Annotated in this window: 21 protein-coding genes and 2 pseudogenes; 12 read left to right on the top strand and 11 right to left on the bottom strand. The window is 53.7% G+C overall.

Going from position 1 to position 20,542, the window contains the following annotated elements; genetic code table 11:
• Positions 1-35: 35 nt before the first annotated feature.
• The 4 genes from TLL_RS02475 to TLL_RS02460 all read right to left on the bottom strand — a co-directional run bounded on the left by TLL_RS02475 (position 36) and on the right by TLL_RS02460 (position 3,776).
• Positions 36-956 (bottom strand): NAD(+) kinase, encoded by a 921-nt coding sequence (locus tag TLL_RS02475; RefSeq protein ID WP_011056335.1) that lies wholly within the window; start codon positions 954-956, stop codon positions 36-38.
• 4 nt (positions 957-960) lie between these two features.
• Positions 961-2,517 carry a circadian clock protein KaiC gene (gene kaiC, locus TLL_RS02470; protein WP_011056334.1) on the bottom strand — a complete coding sequence of 519 codons (1,557 nt, stop codon included), beginning with the start codon at positions 2,515-2,517 and terminating at the stop codon, positions 961-963.
• A 75-nt stretch (positions 2,518-2,592) separates the two neighbouring features.
• A complete protein-coding gene (gene kaiB, locus TLL_RS02465; protein WP_011056333.1) occupies positions 2,593-2,919 on the bottom strand; it encodes a circadian clock protein KaiB in 327 nt (108 codons plus the stop codon).
• Between the two features lie 5 nt (positions 2,920-2,924).
• Entirely contained in the window at positions 2,925-3,776 is an 852-nt protein-coding gene (locus TLL_RS02460; RefSeq protein ID WP_011056332.1) for a circadian clock protein KaiA, read from the bottom strand.
• A 216-nt stretch (positions 3,777-3,992) separates the two neighbouring features.
• Between TLL_RS02460 and TLL_RS02455 the strand changes: the two genes are divergently transcribed.
• The gene (locus tag TLL_RS02455) at positions 3,993-6,125 is read left to right on the top strand and encodes a sensor histidine kinase (RefSeq protein ID WP_011056331.1); all 2,133 of its coding nucleotides are present in this window, start codon (positions 3,993-3,995) and stop codon (positions 6,123-6,125) included.
• Here TLL_RS02455 and hemL read toward each other — a convergent pair.
• The gene (hemL, locus tag TLL_RS02450; protein ID WP_231833851.1) at positions 6,116-7,351 is read right to left on the bottom strand and encodes a glutamate-1-semialdehyde 2,1-aminomutase; all 1,236 of its coding nucleotides are present in this window, start codon (positions 7,349-7,351) and stop codon (positions 6,116-6,118) included. The genes TLL_RS02455 and hemL overlap by 10 nt on opposite strands.
• A gap of 462 nt (positions 7,352-7,813) precedes the next feature.
• Here hemL and TLL_RS02445 point away from each other — a divergent pair.
• The 4 genes and pseudogenes from TLL_RS02445 to TLL_RS02430 form a co-directional block, all read left to right on the top strand.
• Positions 7,814-8,449: pseudogene (locus tag TLL_RS02445) on the top strand (DDE-type integrase/transposase/recombinase); the annotation flags it as partial.
• 205 nt (positions 8,450-8,654) lie between these two features.
• On the top strand, positions 8,655-8,891 hold the full coding sequence (locus TLL_RS02440) for a hypothetical protein (RefSeq protein ID WP_164920700.1): 237 nt from the start codon (positions 8,655-8,657) through the stop codon (positions 8,889-8,891).
• The gene (locus tag TLL_RS02435; protein WP_164920699.1) at positions 8,837-9,688 is read left to right on the top strand and encodes a prepilin peptidase; all 852 of its coding nucleotides are present in this window, start codon (positions 8,837-8,839) and stop codon (positions 9,686-9,688) included. The genes TLL_RS02440 and TLL_RS02435 overlap by 55 nt, the downstream gene beginning before the upstream one ends.
• Positions 9,689-9,802: 114 nt before the next feature.
• Complete coding sequence (locus TLL_RS02430) at positions 9,803-10,795, top strand: IS481-like element ISTel1 family transposase (RefSeq protein ID WP_165442173.1); 993 nt, start codon at positions 9,803-9,805, stop codon at positions 10,793-10,795.
• Here TLL_RS02430 and TLL_RS02425 read toward each other — a convergent pair.
• The 3 genes from TLL_RS02425 to TLL_RS02415 form a co-directional block, all read right to left on the bottom strand.
• Positions 10,760-11,089, bottom strand: a complete 330-nt coding sequence (locus tag TLL_RS02425; protein ID WP_164920698.1) for a DUF928 domain-containing protein — start codon at positions 11,087-11,089, stop codon at positions 10,760-10,762. The two genes, TLL_RS02430 and TLL_RS02425, sit on opposite strands and share 36 nt — an antisense overlap.
• Positions 11,090-11,231: 142 nt before the next feature.
• On the bottom strand, positions 11,232-11,690 hold the full coding sequence (locus TLL_RS02420) for a peroxiredoxin (protein WP_164920697.1): 459 nt from the start codon (positions 11,688-11,690) through the stop codon (positions 11,232-11,234).
• A 3-nt stretch (positions 11,691-11,693) separates the two neighbouring features.
• A complete protein-coding gene (locus TLL_RS02415) occupies positions 11,694-12,092 on the bottom strand; it encodes a DUF2996 domain-containing protein (RefSeq protein ID WP_231833810.1) in 399 nt (132 codons plus the stop codon).
• 40 nt (positions 12,093-12,132) lie between these two features.
• Here TLL_RS02415 and rimI point away from each other — a divergent pair, with 40 nt between their 5' ends.
• Positions 12,133-12,675 (top strand): ribosomal protein S18-alanine N-acetyltransferase, encoded by a 543-nt coding sequence (gene rimI / locus TLL_RS02410; RefSeq protein WP_011056322.1) that lies wholly within the window; start codon positions 12,133-12,135, stop codon positions 12,673-12,675.
• Between the two features lie 55 nt (positions 12,676-12,730).
• Here the strand turns inward: rimI and tnpA are convergent, their stop codons facing one another.
• Positions 12,731-13,123, bottom strand: coding sequence for an IS200/IS605-like element ISTel2 family transposase (tnpA, locus tag TLL_RS02405; protein ID WP_011056244.1), 393 nt, complete (start codon positions 13,121-13,123; stop codon positions 12,731-12,733).
• A gap of 51 nt (positions 13,124-13,174) precedes the next feature.
• Here tnpA and TLL_RS02400 point away from each other — a divergent pair.
• The 6 genes and pseudogenes from TLL_RS02400 to aroC all read left to right on the top strand — a co-directional run bounded on the left by TLL_RS02400 (position 13,175) and on the right by aroC (position 18,555).
• Positions 13,175-14,345, top strand: a pseudogene (locus TLL_RS02400) (RNA-guided endonuclease InsQ/TnpB family protein).
• Between the two features lie 100 nt (positions 14,346-14,445).
• A complete protein-coding gene (locus TLL_RS02395; RefSeq protein WP_011056320.1) occupies positions 14,446-15,621 on the top strand; it encodes a transaldolase in 1,176 nt (391 codons plus the stop codon).
• Positions 15,622-15,666: 45 nt separating this feature from the next.
• Positions 15,667-16,143, top strand: coding sequence for a ChuX/HutX family heme-like substrate-binding protein (locus tag TLL_RS02390; protein ID WP_011056319.1), 477 nt, complete (start codon positions 15,667-15,669; stop codon positions 16,141-16,143).
• Positions 16,144-16,160: 17 nt separating this feature from the next.
• A complete protein-coding gene (locus TLL_RS02385) occupies positions 16,161-17,099 on the top strand; it encodes a TIGR01777 family oxidoreductase (protein WP_011056318.1) in 939 nt (312 codons plus the stop codon).
• An 11-nt stretch (positions 17,100-17,110) separates the two neighbouring features.
• A complete protein-coding gene (locus tag TLL_RS02380; protein ID WP_011056317.1) occupies positions 17,111-17,449 on the top strand; it encodes a HesB/IscA family protein in 339 nt (112 codons plus the stop codon).
• A gap of 14 nt (positions 17,450-17,463) precedes the next feature.
• The gene (gene aroC, locus TLL_RS02375; RefSeq protein WP_011056316.1) at positions 17,464-18,555 is read left to right on the top strand and encodes a chorismate synthase; all 1,092 of its coding nucleotides are present in this window, start codon (positions 17,464-17,466) and stop codon (positions 18,553-18,555) included.
• On the opposite strand, the gene TLL_RS02370 is transcribed toward aroC, so the two are convergent.
• Positions 18,552-19,274, bottom strand: coding sequence for a Bax inhibitor-1/YccA family protein (locus TLL_RS02370; RefSeq protein ID WP_164920695.1), 723 nt, complete (start codon positions 19,272-19,274; stop codon positions 18,552-18,554). The genes aroC and TLL_RS02370 overlap by 4 nt on opposite strands.
• Before the next feature lie 77 nt (positions 19,275-19,351).
• A complete protein-coding gene (gene murI, locus TLL_RS02365; RefSeq protein WP_011056314.1) occupies positions 19,352-20,245 on the bottom strand; it encodes a glutamate racemase in 894 nt (297 codons plus the stop codon).
• Positions 20,246-20,542 lie beyond the last annotated feature (297 nt).

Genomic DNA, 20,542 nt, shown 5'->3' with positions numbered 1-20,542 from the left:
CAATTATAAAGACCTTCTGGAGGGGCGGTTGTGATCTAATTGCGGTGATTGTTGTGATAGGGAATCCGTGCCCCTGCCCAGGCTAACTTCTCCCGTAGGGTTTGATAAAAGGAGTAGTGATCCCGCAGGATGATAAAGCGAGCTTGACAATCGGCCATTGTCACCTGTACCCGCTGTCCTGGCCAAATGGAGGTGGCCAGGACACCATCCATCCACAGCTTGGTATTGAGACTGTGATCCTCCAAGGGCCAAATGCTGACTGAGGAGCGCGCAGGCAAGACAATGGGGCGGCTAGAGAGACTCAAAGGACAAATGGGTGTCACCACCAGGGCTTCCATCCCTGGATGCAAAATGGGGCCATTGGCGGCGACCGTATAGCAAGTAGAGCCAGTGGGCGTGGCCACCAGCAACCCATCCCCTTGGTACTGATCCACAACATCGCCATCAATTTCCATCTCGAGGATGGCGGTGATCATGCGATCAGCAGAGGCCGGCTTAATGCACATTTCATTCAGGGCATAGTAGCGATCGCCCACCGCTTCCGGATGAGCCTTTGACCCTTCAAAAACCTGGGCTTGCAGCATCATCCGCTGTTGCATCGCGTACTCATCCCGCTCCAGGCGATCCCAAACCGCCTCCATATCGCGAAACAACTCCAAGGGCTCCGTCAAAAACCCCAAATGCCCCCCCACATTCACCGCTAAAATTGGAACCCCAGCCGCTGCGAGATGGCGTGCCGCTGCTAAGGAGGTGCCATCGCCCCCCAGAACAACGGCGAGATCAATCGGCTCTGTCACAGAGGCCATAAAGACGGGGTAAGGGTTGTCCTTAGGCCCACTAGGCCCTACCAGCACATTGGCGCCACGCTGTTGTAGTTGACGGGAGGCACGATCTGCCCATTCCTTGCTCTGGCGATCGCCCGCCTTGTGCACCACAATAACTTGGTTTAACTGCATGGGGCTACTCGCTCTCTAGATCCTGCATCCCCTTGGCAATTCGCGCCAGCTCTGTTTTTTCGTCCACGGAAATGCGGGTGGGGGTACCGCTAATAATCCCCTCAAAGTTGCGGAAGGAATCGCGGATTTCTGCCCCCTTCTCAGTGATCACATACTCCCGAATCCCCTTGTCGTGCCAAGAGCCACGCATCTTAAAGACATTAATTGCCCGCGACATCTCACCGCGGATTTCCACGTACTGCAACAGCAAAATGGTGTCTGTAATTGTGGAGATATGGGACTCGGTAATCGAGTTGGACCCCATAAACTGATCCGTCGTGTTGGTGAAAAAGCCAGTGATTTCCTCCTGTTTGGCAAATCCAGTAACCCCGATTACAAACTGCCGGAAGGCATTGTTACTCACCCCCCGCGCCAACGCAGACAAAGAGTCAATCGCCACCCGTGAGGGCTTAAAGTCCGCAATCTCCGACTTGATAATTTGCAGGTGATCCTCAAGCCCCGCTGACTCTGGATAGGCACAAATAATCCGCAACAAACCGCGCCGTTCTAACTCCTCAAAATCAATACCCCAAGAGGAGGCATTGCGCGACAACTGCGCCCGCGATTCTTCATAGGCAAACAGCAGGGCTCGTTCTCCCTGTTGGCAGCCCGTCTCCAAGAATTTACTGACCAAGAGCGTCTTGCCAGTACCCGTAGCGCCCGTGGCCAAAATAATTGAATCCTTGAAGAAGCCACCGCCACACATCTCGTCGAGGGTCTTGACCCCTGAAGACACCCGCACATTCGATGAGCGCTGAGTCAAGCGCATGGCCCCCAACGGGAAGATGTTAATACCATTGTTGATCGTAAAGGGATATTCCCCCTTCATGTGGGTGGTGCCCCGCAGCTTGAGAATTTCGACCGTGCGCCGCCGCCTTTCTCCCTCGAGAACATTCCGCAAAATGACCACATTGTCGGAGACAAACTCCTCAACACCAAAACGCGCCACAGGGCCGTATTCATCTACCCGCTCAGTGGTCATAATCGTGGTCACGCCCAGTTGCTTGAGGCGAAAAGCCAAGCGAAAAATTTCCCGCCGCACCACGGAGGCCGCATCGTATTGCTGGAACACTGCTGTGACCGAATCAATGGAGACCCGGGTTGCTTTGTATTTGCGAATGGCATACTGAATGCGCTCAATCAGAGCAGATAAGTCAAAGTCACCAGCCACCTCTTGGCCATCGGGATCCGGAGAAGCATCCAGGATAAATAGCTTGCCTTGATCAATCAGACTTTGCAGGTTCCAGCCAAAACTGAGGGCGTTTTTGATAATATCTTGGGGGGATTCTTCAAATGTAACAAATATACCTGGCTCATTAAAAATGGTAATGCCATTGTAGAGAAACTGAACTGCAAAAAGGGTCTTCCCTGTGCCTGAAGTGCCGCTGACTAAGGTGGTGCGTCCTTGGGGAAGTCCCCCATGACTGATATCGTCAAAGCCCTCAATCATCGTCGGGATTTTCTTGACTTCCGCAGAGGACTGCTCCGTTGGACTAGACTGATGTTCCGGTAGGTTTGTCATAGAAGATTTTTAGATTCGGTATTGCGCAAAAATTCCAAGAAGCTATTCTAAACTGAGAGTCTCTAAGGACTGTGCCTATTCCAAGCCTAAGTCATCCTCGGCTTGGTCACCAATCTCTTCATACAAGAGATCTAAGCCAATGAGCACCTTCTCACGATTCGACAAGTCCCCAATAATCCGGCGCACAGGGGGCGGTAGGACTTTGGCAAGGGTAGGCGTGGCCAAAATTTTATCTTCCTCAGCCAGTTGCGGATTTTTGAGGACATCGATTACTTTGAGTGCATAGACTCCCTTAAATTCTTTTTCAAGAATGTTATTGAGAGTTTTTAGGGCACGCACCGAGTTGGGTGTGTTACCGGCAACGTATAGCTTGAGAACATAGGTTTTCCGCAAGGGGGCCATCGGCATTACACCTCCCGCGGAATGGAGCGACGATACATTTCGCACAGATGGGCAATGACATCAATCAGTGTGAGGCGATAGTCGAGCAAAATGTCCTCACTGCGGCCTTCGAGTTTGAGTTGCTTGGAAAAGGTATCCATGAGTTCGACGTGAATCTCTAGCACTTGGGAAACAGAAATATCTGCGAAGAATGCTTTACTAACAAACTCGTCAATACGCTCATTAACTTTGGCATCGGTGTTAAAGTATTCAAGGACAATGGTACGATAAATTGAGCGCAGTTCGTCCAGCAGCTTGCGTTTATCGGCAGGGGACATCCGTCGGAAAAAAAATGCTGTATCTCGTTTGTAATAGACCCCCAGGTAGCCGAGTCGCTCCTTCAATTTTTGGGAAAGACGATGCTGGGGGTCAACATTACTGCTCTCTTTGAGGGCTGGCAGGCGAAACAGGACGTGGGGCGGTACTGCACATCCTGGACAGAGCTTGACAAATCCCGTGATGGCTTCCTCAATTTGACGGTTGAGCTGATCCAGTTGATCGGTTGTCAAAATCACTTCAGCAATGTGATAGTGGGGACCGGCGGGTGGGGGGGCTGGCGCGGCTGGAAAAATGAGGATGGCGGGCAAGAGGGTGGCGCTGTGGTGAAGATAGGTAATGATTTGCGGAGTCCCCTCTCCCCATTCTAAAATTAGACAGGCGATGCTATTGCGCCGTGCCTCTAAATAGTTACAAAACTCCCTCTCGCTTGAAAAGTAAACCAGCTCATCAATATCAGAGGTGTGCAAACGAACTAGTTCTTGGCCAATCGCGGGCGAGTAAACTAAGCCACAAATTGTGAGTGCGGTTGACTGCGCCACGTGCTTTCAGAACTGGAGTTTGCATCTGATAGCATCCTATCACTTTCCCGCAGGTGGTGGCAGTGTCTTGGGGAGGCCTGTTGCCATTCCATTACAAGTTTAAGCTCCACAGCCCTGCTCACAAGTACAAAACCCACTCAACAATGGCAAAACCAGTGGAAAAGGGCATCCTATCTCCTTATTTGATGTACCCCAGTTTAGAAAAGGGCTGTAGCGATGACTTCCCTCTCCCTAGCTAGCTTTACTGAACCGGCAATGACGGTGGGGGCCGGTCTGTCTCTCAGCGAGGTGTATCAGCGTTGGCAAGAAACCCTCCCAGAAGTGATCGTCATTGTGGATGAGGGGCAAAAACCCGTGGGGGTGGTGCAGGGCTGGCGGTTGGCCTTGAGTTTGGAGCGGGAAGGAACGTTAGCTGACTTCGCGGTAGGCAGTGTGACGGCTCCTTGGCGATCGCCGGTGGTGGAAGTACCGGCAGCGTGGACGCTATTGCAGTTTCAGGGATGGCTGCGCACTCAAGCGGAGATGCCCGCCGATATTGCGGTTGTGGACGCACAGGGGTGCTTTGTGGGACTACTGGATCAGCAACGCTTGCTCTATCACTGGGCCTGCCAGCCCCCTTTGCCTTGGCTGGAAGTGATTGAACAATTGCCTTTGCCGATCCAAATTCAAAACGCTCAAGGGAGAGTCCTTTGGCAAAATCATGCTTGGTCAGAATACTTAACTGACTGCTTGCCACTGGTACAGCCTCAATTTGAGGGCATGAGTTGTCAGGCCCTAGAGGGGCGATCGCTTTGGCAGGTGTGCTCATTTCCCTTAAATTTAAGGTCGTTGGACGGGGAGAAAGCCAAAAGCAGTGTGGCGATCGCGAGCGATCGCTACTGGTTATTTTTTGCCCAACAGCGTCAAGAGGCTGATCCAACGACCCCCACCCGCTTGCAGCAACTGCGACTGCACCAGCAAAAGCGCCTCCTGCTGAGCTTAGGACATGAACTCAAAAATCCCCTAACGGCCATTCTCGGCCTGACCCAACTCCTGTGGCAACACCCCCTACCAGAGCAACAGGACTACCTTGCCCTCATCCAGCGTAGCGGTTGGCAAATGAATCGCCTCATTCAGGCGTGGCAAGACTACACCCGTGCCCTCTGGCGAGAGTTGGAATTGCAATGGGAAAGCGTAGAACTGGCGGATTTGTGGTGGCGATCGCAGGAGTTGGCGGAGCATCTCTACAATCCGACCCCGCCGAGTTGGCAGTGGCAGTGGCAAATTGATCAGCCCTTGAGTCATGTGTACCTCTGGGGGGATGCGCTGCGCCTACGGCAGATTCTTGCCCATCTCCTAGGGTGGCTGATGCTCTTTCCCAGCGATCGCTATGGACTGCGCTTGAGTCGCTGGCAAAATTGGCTGGCGCTGCAACTGTGGGAGGAGGGACAGGGTATTCCTCTTCAGGATCACGATCGCCTGCTACACGAATGCCTCGAGGACTACGCCGAAGTAACCATGGGGCTGATGCTAGCTCACCAACTCTGTCGTCTTCACAATGGTGAGCTTTCCTTTATTGCCGAAGCTGATAGCTGGAGTGAGTGGACAGTGCTGCTGCCCCTTAGGGAGGAACCTCCCCCTGAATTACCCACTACCGCTCAATTGATCCTTTTAATCAGTAATGATGCCACGTGGATCATGAACACCACTGCTGCCTTGCGAAGCAGCCATTACGGCTATATCGTCGCTCGCCATCCCCTTGAAGCGCTGGATAAGCTGGAGCAACTGCAACCCACAGCAATTGTGGTCCGCCCCGCCGGTAGTCTCATTTTGGCTGATGTGGTTGAAAGTCTTACCACCAGTCCCCTCACTGCGACTGTTCCGTTGATCATCCTCTCCGATGAAGCCACTCCCTTGGGCTTGACGGGTTTTGTGCAACGGCTGCCCTTGAGTAGTCATCCGAGTTTGCTGATCGATGTCCTGGATCGCTGGTGTTTTCCACGACTGACGTTTCCAACGGAAAAACCGACCTTTGAAAGTCCCCCCCCAAATCAAACAGTACTCCGCCTCGGCTTACTCCATGAAATTAGCCTGCCCCACCTGCGGCTTCTCGAAGCAGAAGATCTCGAACAGGCCCATCTCTTGGTGGATATTTGGCAGCCTGACGTTCTGATTTGGGACTTACCGGCTGCGGAAGTCCCCCATCTGGAGAATCACCCCAAACTGCGAAAACTCCCCGTGATTACCTTGGCAGAAGATAGCAGCCGAGCCATTCATCAACTGGGAGATGTCATGGTCTTTCCCTGCCTCAACCTTGAGGACTTAATGGATGTGGTGCTCCTTGCCGCAACGGTAAAGGCTCAAAGCTGACTCAGCACTGTCCGCGCCGCCGCAATGGTGCGCTCAATATCCGCCTCCGTATGGGCAAGGGAGGTAAAGCCCGCTTCAAACTGGGATGGCGCAAGGTAAATCCCCTGCTCTAACATGCCGCGGTGGAAAGCAGCAAACTTTTTCAAATCCGACTGCTTGGCTTGCTCATAGTTGGTCACTGGACCAGCGGTGAAAAAGAGGCCGAACATGCCACTGATGTGCCCACCACACACCTCGTGGCCAAACTCCCGTGCAGCATCTAACAGTCCCTGTACCAGCTTGCCCGTGATCCGATCCAAGTGCTCATAGCTGCCGGGGCGGCTGAGAATTTCCAGGGTTTTAATGCCCGCTGTCATTGCCAAGGGATTGCCAGAGAGGGTACCCGCTTGATATACAGGCCCTGCAGGCGCCACCATCTTCATAATCTCAGCGCGACCACCATAGGCACCCACAGGCAGACCACCGCCAATCACTTTTCCGAGGGTAGTCAGATCCGGTGTGACACCAAATTTTTCTTGGGCACCGCCATAGGCAATGCGAAAGCCGGTCATCACTTCGTCAAAGACCAAGAGGGCACCATATTGTTTTGTCAGCTCCCGCAGTCCTTCCAGAAAGCCCGCATCGGGGGGAATAAAGCCAGCATTGCCAACCACGGGTTCAAGGATCACACCCGCGATGTCATTGGGATACTGTTCAAAGAGGCGACTGACCGCTTCGAGATCGTTGTAGGGGGCCGTTAATGTGGCGGCGGTGGTTGCTTTCGGCACGCCGGGGGAATCGGGTAAACCCAAGGTGGCGACGCCTGAGCCCGCCTTGACCAAGAACATATCAGCATGGCCGTGGTAGCAGCCTTCAAACTTGATCACTTTTTCCCGCTGGGTATAGGCACGCATTAGCCGCAGCACTGCCATACAGGCTTCGGTTCCGGAATTGACAAAGCGCACCATCTCGACGCTAGGAACGGCGGCAATCACCATTTCCGCCAAGATATTCTCAAGCAGGCAGGGGGCACCAAAGCTAGTTCCCTTTTCAAGGGCGGCATGGAGGGCATCAATGACTTCAGGATGGGCATGGCCAACGATCGCGGGTCCCCAAGACCCCACATAGTCAATGTATTGATTGCCGTCCACATCCCAAATGTGGGCACCCTTGACGTGATCAAAGACAATGGGCTGGCCGCCGACGGACTTGAAGGCACGCACGGGTGAACTGACGCCACCGGGCATGAGTTTTTGGGCAGCGGCAAAAATTTCTTGGGATTTTGTGGTTTGAAAAACAGTCGTGGTCAACGTCAACTCCCTCAAGCATTGGCGTGCTCACAGTATTATAGGCAATTCTTCTGTCCCTTAACCCTACAAGGGCACATGTTGCAATTCTTTACGGTCTTGGCGGTTCATTTGTGGCTTTTAGGAGAATCAAACTGGATTTTTAGCCACAGAAGGGCTACCTCTACAAGAGGTCGATTGTCGTTTACGCCACTTCTGCCAAGGGTCTCCATCCTTTCCCACTCAATTCCTCCTCCACCGTGGCAACTGCGTCATTCATGCTTACACATTGCTGCAACCAGGGGAGTGTCAGGTCCCGCATCATTATATTCCCAGAAGCCGTGCTAAACTCCTCGAAGCGTACCGGCTCCTTGAGTGCTTGTTCCAAGGCCGGAAAGCATTGAACAATGGAGCGTAACTAAACAGGAACGCGAAAGCCTCGGAGGCAGTCCCAAAAGCACCACGCGGCAGTTCAAAGCGTACGCACCCGGGTTCATCCCCATCGACGTCAAATACCTGCCACAAATGCCGGATGAGGAGCAGCGCCGCTACCTCTTTGTCGCGATTGATCGGGCAACGCGCTGGGTCTATTTGGCAATCCACGAGAATAAGAGCGCAGAATCGGCAACGCGCTTTCTTGCAAATGTCCTTGCCAACGCTCCTTTCGTGGTGCGTACGGTGCTGACCGATAACGGCAAGGAGTTTACCGACCGTTTCTCCTCCGCAGGCGAACGCCAACCCACGGGACGTCATCCGTTTGATCAGCTCTGTCGTGAAAAGCGCATCGCCCATCGGCTCATCCAACCCCGCCATCCGCAAACCAACGGGATGGTGGAACGCTTCAACGGCCGCATTGCCCAGATTCTGCGCGCTGAACGCTTTGTCTCGGCAGCCGACTTGCAAGAGACGCTCACGCGATACCTTTGGGCGTACAATCACCGCATTCCCCAACGCGTTTTGGGCCACATGACTCCCATTGAGAAACTGCGATGGTGGCAAACTGAGCGACCAGACCTCTTCGTTTCAAGGGTAGATAATGTCACGGGTCTTGACACTTAGGTAATGTCACAGAGAAGATGTCCTAGCTCTGTGGTAGCTCTATGCTATTGCTTGGCGAAGGGAAGATCATTAGAAGATCATTAATTTTCAGGCGGTGGATTTCAGATCTGCTTTTGCATAGGCGGAGCACCTGGTGAGAAGTAAATGGTTGACTCAAAACCCAACATAACCTTTCTCATTGTTCGATTGCTGAGGAGTGGGGCAGATGCCAGTTTTGCAAACCATGGAAACCGTTGATACCCCCCTATTAGCCGCTGCTCAATCCATCTATAATCTCTACCAGCAGGTTCATGGGGCAAAAACGGTGCCTGCCGGTGTTGCGATTAATCGGCAAACCCTGCGGGGTTATGTGCTGTTTACTCGCCAGCCAGTGCTGCTGCCCCAAGAATGCTTTATTCCCTACGATCATCTGCCGGAAGTGACACGCCTATCAATCCATTAACTTTTTTGACCTTTGCCAGCTACTGCCTTGTCTTTGGCCTTGGGGCAGCGGTGGGAAGCTTTCTCAATGTTGTGATCTACCGTGTGCCAAGGGGGCGATCGCTCCTTTATCCACCGTCTCGCTGCCCGATCTGTTTGACAAGACTCAAGCCCCGGGACAATATCCCAATTTTGGGCTGGCTATTCCTCCGGGGGCAATGTCGATATTGCCATGCGCCGATTTCGTGGCGGTACCCTGCGATTGAGCTGTTGACGGCACTGCTTTATGTCCTGATTGTGGCTGTCAGTGGTTGGCAGGGGCAAACTCTGGTGCTGTGGCTGCTGAGTGCGTGGCTCTTGGCCTTGGCCTTGATTGATCTCGATACGATGACGCTGCCCCATCCCCTGACGAAGTGGGGATTGATCACTGGGTTGCTCGCGCGAGGGCTAACAACGGGTCTAGGGGGAATTACAGAGGGGATCATTGCCGCCGTGATTGGCATTTGGCTCTTTGATTTGATCCGCTGGGGGGGAGCGATCGCTTTTAATCAAGAGGTGATGGGCGGCGGAGACGGTAAACTAGCGGCGATGATTGGGGCTTGGCTAGGTTGGCAGGGGTTGCTGGTTACGTTTTTTTTGGCCTGTGCCCTGGGTGGCCTCATGGGGGGATTCGGTATTGCCCTGGGTTGGATTCAGCGCCGCCAACCCATTCCCTTTGGCCCTTTTTTAGCAGTGGCTGCCATCTTTAGTGGTCTCTTTGGCCGCCAATTGATTCATCTTTACCTGGAAACCTTTTTACCCGGCGTGTTTGTTCCCTAGTTGTCAGGTCCCGCATCATTATATTCCCAGAAGTCGTGCTAAACTCTTTGAAGCGTACCGGCTCCTTGAGTGCTTGTTCCAAGGTCGGAAAGCATTGAACGATGGAGCGTAGCCATGCCACGTATTCATGCCAACGCCCGAACGACACCCCGAATTCGCCGTGAGATTCAACAAGCACCGGCTTCGATCAGTCACCGCGAGCTTGCCAGGCGTTACGGAATCCACCGGCACACAGTAGCGAAATGGCGTAAGCGCGCAAGCGTTGAAGACAAAAGCACCCGCCCGCACCGCCTGCAAACGACGCTTACGGAAGCGCAAGAGCTTGTGATCGTTGAGGTGCGTAAGCTCCTTTTGCTGCCTCTTGATGACCTTCTCGTTCTTGCCCGGACGTTCCTCAACCCCAATCTGAGCCGCTCAGCGCTGGATCGCTGCCTGCGTCGCCACGGGGTCTCGAACCTCAGGATACTGCAAAAGGAACGCGAAAGCCTCGAAGGCAGTCCCAAAAGCACCACGCGGCAGTTCAAAGCGTACGCACCCGGGTTCATCCCCATCGACGTCAAATACCTGCCACAAATGCCGGATGAGGAGCAGCGCCGCTACCTCTTTGTCGCGATTGATCGGGCAACGCGCTGGGTCTATTTGGCAATCCACGAGAATAAGAGCGCAGAATCGGCAACGCGCTTTCTTGCAAATGTCCTTGCCAACGCTCCTTTCGTGGTGCGTACGGTGCTGACCGATAACGGCAAGGAGTTTACCGACCGTTTCTCCTCCGCAGGCGAACGCCAACCCACGGGACGTCATCCGTTTGATCAGCTCTGTCGTGAAAAGCGCATCGCCCATCGGCTCATCCAACCCCGCCATCCGCAAACTAACGGGATGGTGGAACGCTTCAACGGCCGCATTGCCGAGATTCTGCGCGCTGAACGCTTTGTCTCGGCAGCCGACTTGCAAGAGACGCTCACGCGATACCTTTGGGCGTACAATCACCGCATTCCCCAACGCGTTTTGGGCCACATGACTCCCATTGAGAAACTGCGATGGTGGCAAACTGAGCGACCAGACCTCTTCGTTTCAAGGGTAGATAATGTCACGGGTCTTGACAGCTAGGGGACGCTGCTCAGCATCCGCAGTCGTCACTTCTCCTTGGGTGGCTTTGCTCTTGGGCAGAAAAACAAAGAGCGTGGGGGCAGCCACAGCGGTTTGGCCAAAATGAGTCTCGGGAAGCAGGGCGGTTAAACGTTCATTCCCCGTGACACAGGCACCACGGGTTGCTCCACCAAAGCGACTGCCAGGAACACTCCGGTTCGGCAAATTCCCCCGCAGCCCCGCCACAAGAGTGGACTGTTGATTAACCCCAGGGGGCGTTCCCTGGGCAAGGCTGAGAAAACGAAGGGGCAACAAAAAGAAGGTCACGCAGGCACAAGGGCAAGGCAAGAGCGCATGGCCAAACTCCTAAGAATCATGGCTCTACCGTAGCCCCAGGGAGTAGGCCTGGGCAGTGGACACGGTTATCCTTGGGTTGTGATGGCGATCGCTCCTTTTTTCACAACTGGCGTAAAATCTTGAGTGCCTCGTCCACGTGGGCTTTGAAGTTGAGCATGGAGTCAAAAACGTAGCGCACCACGCCCTCCTTGTCGATGACATAAGTGACCCGGCCGGGAAAGAGGCCAAACAAAGAAGAGGCACCATACCGCTGGCGAACCTTGTTGTCAGGATCACTGAGGATCAGAAAGGGGAGTTGGTGATTTTTCTGGAAGCCCTGCTGTCGCGCCACAGAATCGCCACTAATGCCAATGACTTCGGCCCCCAGTTCTTGAAAGGTGCTGTAGGCATCGCGAAAGGCACAGGCTTGAATGGTGCAGCCGGGGGTTTCTGAAGCCGGGTAAAAGTAGAGGACAACGTTCTTTTTGCCATGAAAGTCGGAGAGCTTTACCCTGCGGCCATCGGCAGCCGTGAGTTCAAAGTCAGGGGCGCGATCGCCCACACGAACAGCAGTTGCCACCGCCTAATTTCCTCCCAGCCACTTTTGGCCATTCAGGCGCTGCATAACGCCAAAGACCAGGAGATCGAGCGTTACTTTGCGCTCATCCCCCAAAAAGGGTTCAAGGGTGCTGGGGGCAATGCCGCCGCTGCTACACACAAAGACCTTTGGCCCTTGGATATTTCCCTCTAGGAAGTAGAGGCGAAACTGATACATTCCCTTGCCCCACTCACCCATCACGGTATTGCCCTCTAGGCGCAGGGTCACATCCCCCACCTTGGCGCTGAGGGCGTTCTTAAGCGCAGGTAAAAAAGCCTCGTTAATAAACTCAGCAAAGGGTTTATCCTCAATGGCGGGCGGCTTTTCTTTCTTTGGGGCTTGGGTGGGCGTTTCTTCTGCCATAGCGCTACGACACGGTACCATTTCCTCTGCATGATAGCACTCTCCCTTGCAGGCAACGGCCATGGGGCAATTAGAATTACGACGCCCAACGATTAAGGATTTAGATAGCATCGTTCAACTGGATCAGGTGTGTCTGGGGGGCTTTTGGTCCCACCAAGGCTATGCCCGTGAATTGGAGAATTCCCACCATACGCTGCTGGTGGTGGCCACCCTTGATCAGGTGTGGGGCTGTGGTGTGAGTTGGGGGATTGCCGATGAGTTGCACCTGGTGTTGTTGATGGTGCATCCGCAGTACCGGCGACAGGGTTTGGCGGGCTTACTGCTGTGTCGACTCTTGCAACTGGGGCATCAGGGGGGCGATCGCCAGTGGGCAACTTTGGAAGTACGGGCCAGCAATGAAGCGGCCCAACGCCTCTATCAGCACTTTGGCTTTGAACTGGTTGGACGGCGTCCCCACTACTACGACAACCCCCCAGAGGATGCCCTGATTCTTTGGCGCAATCACCTCAATACTCCGGAAACCGGTCAGGAACTTCAGCAGCACTGGCAGCATTGGCGATCGCGGGTGGAGGCCCAAGGGTGGTCCCTCAGCGATCGCACCTAGGGACCTCTAGGGAGCTTAAAGATCACCAATGAAATGGGATACAAGCCCCGTCCTTTTAGGACTTTTGATTTCTCATGTATTCCTTAAGCACCTCTAACAGTGCTCCTCCAACAGATGCCGCAAAATAACTAGGGCTCCAAAGTGATTCTTCATGGGGTTTTGGTAGTGCAGCTTTTCCATATCGACGACTAGATACGCCTTTAAGCGCATTTACGATCTGCGAAAGAGAAAGTTTAGGAGGGTACTCGATTAGCGCATGGACATGGTCTTCCTCGCCGTTAAATTCAAGAATCTGGAAATCCATCTTCTTGGCGACTTCTCGAAACGATTTCTCGATCAGCTCTAATCCCTCAGCGCTAAGGACTGGCCGGCAATACTTAGTCACGCATACCAAATGAATCTTCAGGTCCGTAACACTATGTCTCCCTTTACGAAGATGACTTGACATTGCCTGTAGACCAACCTATAATCTAGCTACAGACCAACTATATCACGACCAATGAAAGCTAGATATAGGTATCGTTTCTATCCCACAGACCAACAACGACAACGCCTAGCTCAGTTGTTTGGGTGTGTCCGTGTGGTATGGAACGATGCCCTGGAAATCTGCAAGAAATCTGATAAATTGCCAAAAACTAGTGAATTGCAAAAGCTAGTAATTACCCAAGGGAAGAAAACACCAGAGCGGCAATGGTTGTCTGATGTTTCTAATGTCCCGTTACAGCAGTCCGTTGCCGATTTAGGAGTTGCCTATAAAAACTTCTTCGATTAAATTAAAGGTCGGCGAAAAGGCAAAAAGGTCAACCCTCCTAGATTTGACAGAAAGACAATCCGCCAGATTTACTACCTATGGATTTTCAATTAAAGGCGAAGAAGTTTATCTAGCGAAGATTGGTAACGTCAGACCAATTTGGTCAAGAAAGCTTCCTTCTAAACCAAGCTCAGTGACGGTGATTAAAGATGCTGCAAATCGATATTTTCTCAGTTTTGTCGTCGAGATCGACCCAGTTGATCAACCTGCAAGTAATCCTTCTATCGGCATTGATTTGGGAATTAAAGCCTTTGCTACTTTAAGTACGGGCGAAAAGATTGATGGCCCTGAGTATTCCAAGTTAGATAGAAAGATCAGGCGAAAACAACGCAAACTTGCCCGTCAAGTTAAAGGAAGCCAACGGCGGGAGAAAACAAGACTGCAAATCGCTAAGCTTCATAGTCGGATTTCAGACATTCGCAGGGATTTCTTGCATAAAGTGTCTACCCGCGTGGTTATCGAGAACCAAGTGATCACGCTGGAAGACTTGAATGTCTCTGGAATGGTGAAGAACCGCAAACTCGCTAGAGCAATTAGCTTGCAAGGTTGGCGAGAATTCAGGGTTTTAGTTGAGGCTAAGTGCAAAAGACTAAACCGTGAGTTCATTGTCATTGACCGATGGGAGCCAACCAGTCAGACTTGCTCAAAATGCGGTTTTAAATGGGGCAAAATCGATCTATCTGTCCGCTCTGTTGTATGTCTAAATTGTGGTACAGAGCACGATAGAGACGAAAATGCCGCAAGAAACATAGAGAAAGTCGGGATAGGGCATTGCCACGACTATAAATGGACGCAGAGGGAGAGTAAGACTACTTCGGTAGCATCACCCAGTGAAGCGTCAAGAATCATCGCACTTTAGGCCGGTGAGTATGTCAAATATTGCGCTTTGTTACAGCGCTTTTCCCCACCCTTGGGCGGGCGAACCATAATGAAAGGGACACGTTTGGGAGAGCTGTCCCATGAACTTGCTGGAACAGTTGCGACAAATGACCGTTGTGGTCGCTGATACTGGAGACATCCTCGCCATCCAAAAATTCACCCCCCGCGATGCCACCACGAATCCCTCCTTGATTACCGCTGCTGCCCAAATGAAGGAGTACCAGTCCATTGTGGATGAAACCCTGCGCCAAGCCAAAGCGGATTTGGGGTCTGGTGCCACTTCCCGTGAGATTGTCTCCCTGGCGGTGGATCGCTTGGCGGTGGCCTTTGGCTTGAAAATTTTGCAGATTATCCCCGGTCGGGTCTCCACGGAAGTGGATGCGCGGCTCTCCTACGACACAGCAGCGACGGTGCAAAAGGCGCGGGAGTTGATTAGCCAATACGAAGCCGCAGGCGTGGGGCGCGATCGCGTGCTCATTAAAATTGCCGCCACCTGGGAAGGCATCCGTGCGGCTGAAATTCTCGAAAAAGAGGGCATTCACTGCAATTTAACCCTGCTGTTTGGCTTCCATCAGGCGGTTGCCTGCGCCGAGGCGGGTGTGACACTGATTTCCCCCTTTGTGGGTCGCATTCTCGACTGGTACAAGAAAAAAACGGGTCGTGCTGAGTATCCGGGGCCTGAGGATCCGGGGGTGATCTCCGTCACCAAAATCTACAACTACTACAAGAAATTTGGCTATCCCACCGAAGTGATGGGTGCTAGCTTCCGCAACATTGGCGAAATTATTGAACTGGCAGGTTGTGATCTGCTGACGATTTCACCGGCGCTCCTGCAAGAGCTGCAAAACACGACGGGCGAGCTAAAGCGCAAGCTGGATCCGGCGATCGCTGCCACCCTTGACATTGAAAAAGTGGCCATGGATGAGGCCACTTTCCGCAAGATGCACGCGGCTGATGAGATGGCCAGTGAAAAACTCGAGGAGGGGATTAAAGGCTTTACCAAGGCTCTAGAAACCCTTGAAGATCTCCTGAGGCGGCACCTGGCCCGTATCGAAGGGGAAGCAACCCTCACCCACGCTGCCGAAGAACTCTTCCATGTCTATGACCTTGACGGCGATGGCATTATTACCCGCGAAGAGTGGCTGGGCACTGATGCCGTCTTTGATGCCCTCGATGCCAACCACGATGGTAAGGTCACGCCAGAGGATATGGGCGCGGGTCTGGGAGTTGTGCTGCACTTGGCTCAGGCAAAATAGAGAGCTTACTCGGCGGGCTTGCATCGGCATCCCCTGTGCGTCACAGTGGAAGAAGCGTTCATAGCTGATGCACCAACGATGTCCAATGCTTCTCCCTCCTTCCAGCAATTCCTCAGGGATTGTGAGCAACTGGGGCTACTGCGCCTTGTCGTCACCAACGATGTTGCGGTTTTGGAGGTGCGATCGCCCCTTGCCAAGGTCTTCTATGCCGAGCTGCCCAAGGGGCGCTATGCCAATATGCACACCGAGGACTTTGAGTTTCACCTGAATATGGATCAGGTGGCCAAAATTCGCTTTGAGGAGGGGCAAGCCAAACGGGGGAATTTTCCCACCTATGCCATTCGTTTTCTCGATGGCAATGAAAAGTCTGTCCTCAGTGCCTTTTTGCAGTGGGGCAAACCCGGCGAGTATGCTGAAGGCCAGGTGGCCGCTTGGCAAGCCCTACGCCAGCGCTACGGCACAGAGTGGCAACCCGTCGTGGCAGCCCTTGAGGCAACAACCTCCAGCGCAACCCATGGATAGACAGTGATGAGAGATTTATGAGAGTAGTTGTAACCGGCGCTACTGGATTTGTGGGGCAACAGGTGGTCAAAGCCCTCAGCGATCGCGGCGATCAAGTGGTTGCCCTAGTCCGCTCCCCTGGGAAAGCCGCTAAACAATTTGCCGGCGTGCCCCGTGTGGAATGGCTGGGCTACACCCCCAAGGCAGCCGGGGATTGGTTCTCTGCCCTTGAGGGGGCGGATGCAGTCATTCACTTGGCAGGGGAACCCCTTGCCAATGGACGCTGGACCCCTCAGCGCAAGCAGGAGATCTACGACAGTCGCGTGGTAGGGACACAGCAGTTAGTGCAGGCGATCGCTCAATGTCAACAGCGACCGCGGGTGTTGGTCTCCACCTCTGCCATTGGCTACTACGGCACCAGCGATACAGAAACCTTTGTGGAAACCCATGCGGCGGGAAATGATTTTCTCGCCAAGGTCTGTGGAGACTGGGAAGCCGCTGCCCAAGGGGTCACGGAGCTAGGAGTGCGGTTAGTGATTCTCCGTTTTGGCATTGTCCTCGGGGAGCAGGGAGCACTGGCCAAGCTCCTATTGCCCTTTCAGTTGTATCTGGGAGGGCCGCTGGGTTCTGGTCAGCAGTGGTTTTCCTGGATCCATCAGCAGGACTTAGTGCGCCTCATTCTAACTGCTGTGGATCAGGTGGGAATGCAGGGGGTTTACAATGCCACCGCCCCGGAGCCACTGAGGATGGCAGACTTTTGCCGTATATTAGCAGAGGTGATGCAACGCCCCTCTTGGTTGCCTGTGCCCGCCCCAGTGCTGCAACTGCTACTTGGGGAAGGGGCTGATGTGGTCCTCAAGGGGCAGCGGGTCTTGCCGGAGCGGACGCTGGCTACGGGCTTTGAATTTCACTACCCCAACGCCAAGACGGCTTTAACCAACCTCCTCAAACCACGATATACTGAGGGTTCCCGCTAGTTTTGTGCAAGATGGTGGAATTGACCCCCGCGGCGATTCAAGAGTTGGAACGTCTCCAAACCCACGGCGTTCGTCGAGGCCAGGCAGCCATTTTGCGGATTCAGGTGCAACCCAGTGAGTGCGGTGACTGGCGCTATGATCTGGCGCTTGTGGCCGAACCCAAGCCGACGGATTTGCTTACCCAGTCCCAGGGCTGGACGATCGCGATCGCGGCGGAAGCGGCTGAGCTATTGCGGGGTTTGCGGGTGGATTACATTGAAGACTTAATGGGGGGCGCCTTTCGCTTCCACAATCCCAATGCCAGTCAAACCTGTGGCTGTGGTATGGCCTTTCGGGTAAGCAGATCGTAGGGTTGAGGATCAGTATGGGCAATACCTTTGGGCATCTCTTTCGCGTCACCACCTTTGGTGAATCCCACGGGGGTGGGGTGGGGGTTGTCGTGGATGGCTGCCCTCCCCGGCTAGAACTCTCGGAAGTCGATATTCAAAAGGAACTGGATCGCCGCCGCCCCGGTCAAAGTCGTCTCACGACCCCTCGCCAAGAGAGCGATCGCTGTGAAATTCTCTCCGGCGTCTTTGAGGGCAAAACCCTGGGCACCCCCATTGCCATTCTGGTGCGCAACAAGGACACTCGCCCTGAAGATTATGCTGAAATGGCGCAGGTCTATCGCCCCTCCCATGCGGATGCCACCTATGATGCCAAGTACGGCATTCGCAACTGGCAAGGGGGTGGGCGTTCCTCGGCACGGGAAACCATTGGCCGGGTTGCAGCGGGGGCGATCGCCCGCAAAATTCTTACCCAGGTGGCGGGTACGGAAATTATTGCCTACGTCAAGCGAGTTAAGGATATTGAGGCGGTTGTGGATCCCGATACCGTTGCCGCCGCTGCCGTTGAGGCCAACATCATGCGCTGTCCCGATGCCGCCACCGCCGAAAAAATGATTGCCCTGGTGGACGAAGTACGGCGGCAGGCCAACTCCATTGGCGGTGTCATTGAGTGTGTGGTTCGCAATGTCCCTGTGGGCTTGGGCTCACCGGTTTTTGACAAACTGGAAGCGGATCTTGCCAAAGGAGTCATGTCCCTGCCTGCGAGTAAGGGCTTTGAGATTGGCTCTGGCTTTGCCGGTACCCTGCTCACAGGTCAAGAGCACAACGATGAGTTCTACACCGATGCACAGGGGCGAATTCGGACCCGCACCAATCGCTCCGGGGGGGTTCAGGGGGGCATCTCCAATGGCGAAAACATTATTTTACGGGTAGCCTTTAAGCCTACGGCGACCATTGGTCAAGCGCAGAAGACGGTGAACCGAGCGGGTGAAGAGACGATTTTAGCCGCAAAAGGGCGGCATGATCCCTGTGTGCTGCCGCGGGCGGTGCCAATGGTTGAGGCAATGGTGGCTCTGGTTCTCTGTGACCATCTACTGCGGGATCATGCCCAGTGTCACCTAAACTTCTAGCGGCTGCGATTGAGGGCAATCAGTAACCGCAGGATAAAGATAAAGAGGTTGATGTAGGTCAAGTACATCGAAAGGGCGGCAGAAAGATACTGATCGTCGCGGTAGGTACGGGGCAGGACAAAAAAGTCCACCACCGCAGCCCCCACAAAGAGCACCACGCCGATGCCAGAAATCGCAATTTCCAAAAACGTAGGCGTAAAGACACCAAAGAAGCTGAAGACTAACTGGAGAAGCAGCACCACCAGCAGGGCAATGATCCCCAGTTGTACCGTTTTGGCAAGGGCAAAGCCATCCCGCTCCGACAGATTTGAGCCAATAGGGCTAGCGGCCATAAAGGTGATGCCACAGCCTGCAGCGGCAATGATAATGCCCGTAATGCCCACTGTACTGAGGGCAACCGCAATCAAACCAGAAAGGGTATAGCCCGACAGCAGGCTGTAGGTGGCCAACAGGGGCAGTGCCAGCCCATTATTCCCTTTGCTAGCTGCTCCCTGCGCCACAAAAAAGAGCACCAGCTCAGCAATCATTGCCCCAATGAAAGTGGGCATGAACAGTTGGGGGGCGGCACTTAGAACCCCAAGACCACCCCAGCTGCCGATGGCGGTAAGGATAAGACCCCCACCCAAAAAGGGTAAGGCATTGCGAATAACATTAGGGCCGACAAGCGCACTACGGCGCGCTTCGCGAATTGCCTCTTGAAAATTACTGGTACTACTCACGGGAATCCTCCAAGGGGGGTGAATAGACAACACGGCCAGATGGCATAGTTCTATTGTGCCAAAATTCCCCAGGGCGCCTAGCTGGCAACAACGGCAGAGGGCTTTGGTGGCGGTACGGTGATCCCTAGGGGCGAATCGCATTGGGTTAAGACACTTAAGGGCAAATGTTCCACCGTTGGGTAGTATCCCAGCCACTGACTAGCTAACTGGGCAAATTGTTCGGGTATCCCACTGACATAAAATTGCACTTGGCCTTGGGGGCAGGGAGTTGCCAAATTCATGGCCTCTAATTTGCGCACGGCGGCACGGGCAACTGCATGGGCAGGATCAAGGTGATGAACCGTTGTGGGCACATACTGCTCAATCACATGGCGCAGGTGGGGGTAATGGGTGCAACCATAAATGAGGACATCGGGGTCAAATTCCACTAGCGGGCTTAGGGTCTGACGCACAATGCGATGGACGCGATCGCCCTCTAGGCAATTGCTTTCCACAAGGGGGACAAACTCAGGACACGCCACTTGGGCGATCGCCACCGTGGGGGAGAATTCCTGAAGTGCCCGTGCATAGGCACCACTTTTAACGGTTGCGGGCGTGGCAATCACACCAATGCGCTTTCCCAGCGTGACCGCTATTTTGGCAGTGGGGACAATCAAACCCAGGATCGGAAAGCAAAACTCACTGCGCACCTGTGTCAAGGCAAGGGCTGAACTGGTGTTGCAGGCCATCACTGCCATCTTGACACCCTGGGCATGCATCCACCTGAGAATCTCCCGCACATATTGGAGGATTTCGCTGCGGCGGCGAGTCCCATAGGGCAACCGTGCTGTATCACCAAAGTAGAGAAACGATTCTTGGGGTAAACGACTTTGGAGTGCCTGTAAAACCGTTAGGCCCCCCACCCCACTGTCAAACACACCAATCGCTCCCAGGGGATTGAGCCCTAGGGATATCTTGTGCCAGTTGTTCACTCGACCCTCGACCTCACACCAACAAAAATGGCCTTGCCCCGTTCAGAAAGAGGGCAACCACAGTCAATCTACCGCCCTTTTTACGGAAATGAAACCCGCTCAAAACCGCCAGAGGCCCTCTGGGGAAGAAAGACCTCCCCTGGATGGACTGTATATCTTGGAAAGGGCTGTAGTGCCACTCTAGCAGGTTTTACCAAGAACCGAATGTTGACCCTAGGACTGAACATAGAGTGATATACATTGAATCACAGACTCTCAGTGGCTGTAGGGTTAGTCATTCCCTACGCGGGAGTTATG

The organism is Thermosynechococcus vestitus BP-1 (assembly GCF_000011345.1).
Classification (GTDB): Bacteria; Cyanobacteriota; Cyanobacteriia; order Thermosynechococcales; family Thermosynechococcaceae; genus Thermosynechococcus; species Thermosynechococcus vestitus.
Note: the sequence above shows the minus strand (reverse complement) of the source record. Positions and strands in the feature narration are given on the sequence as shown.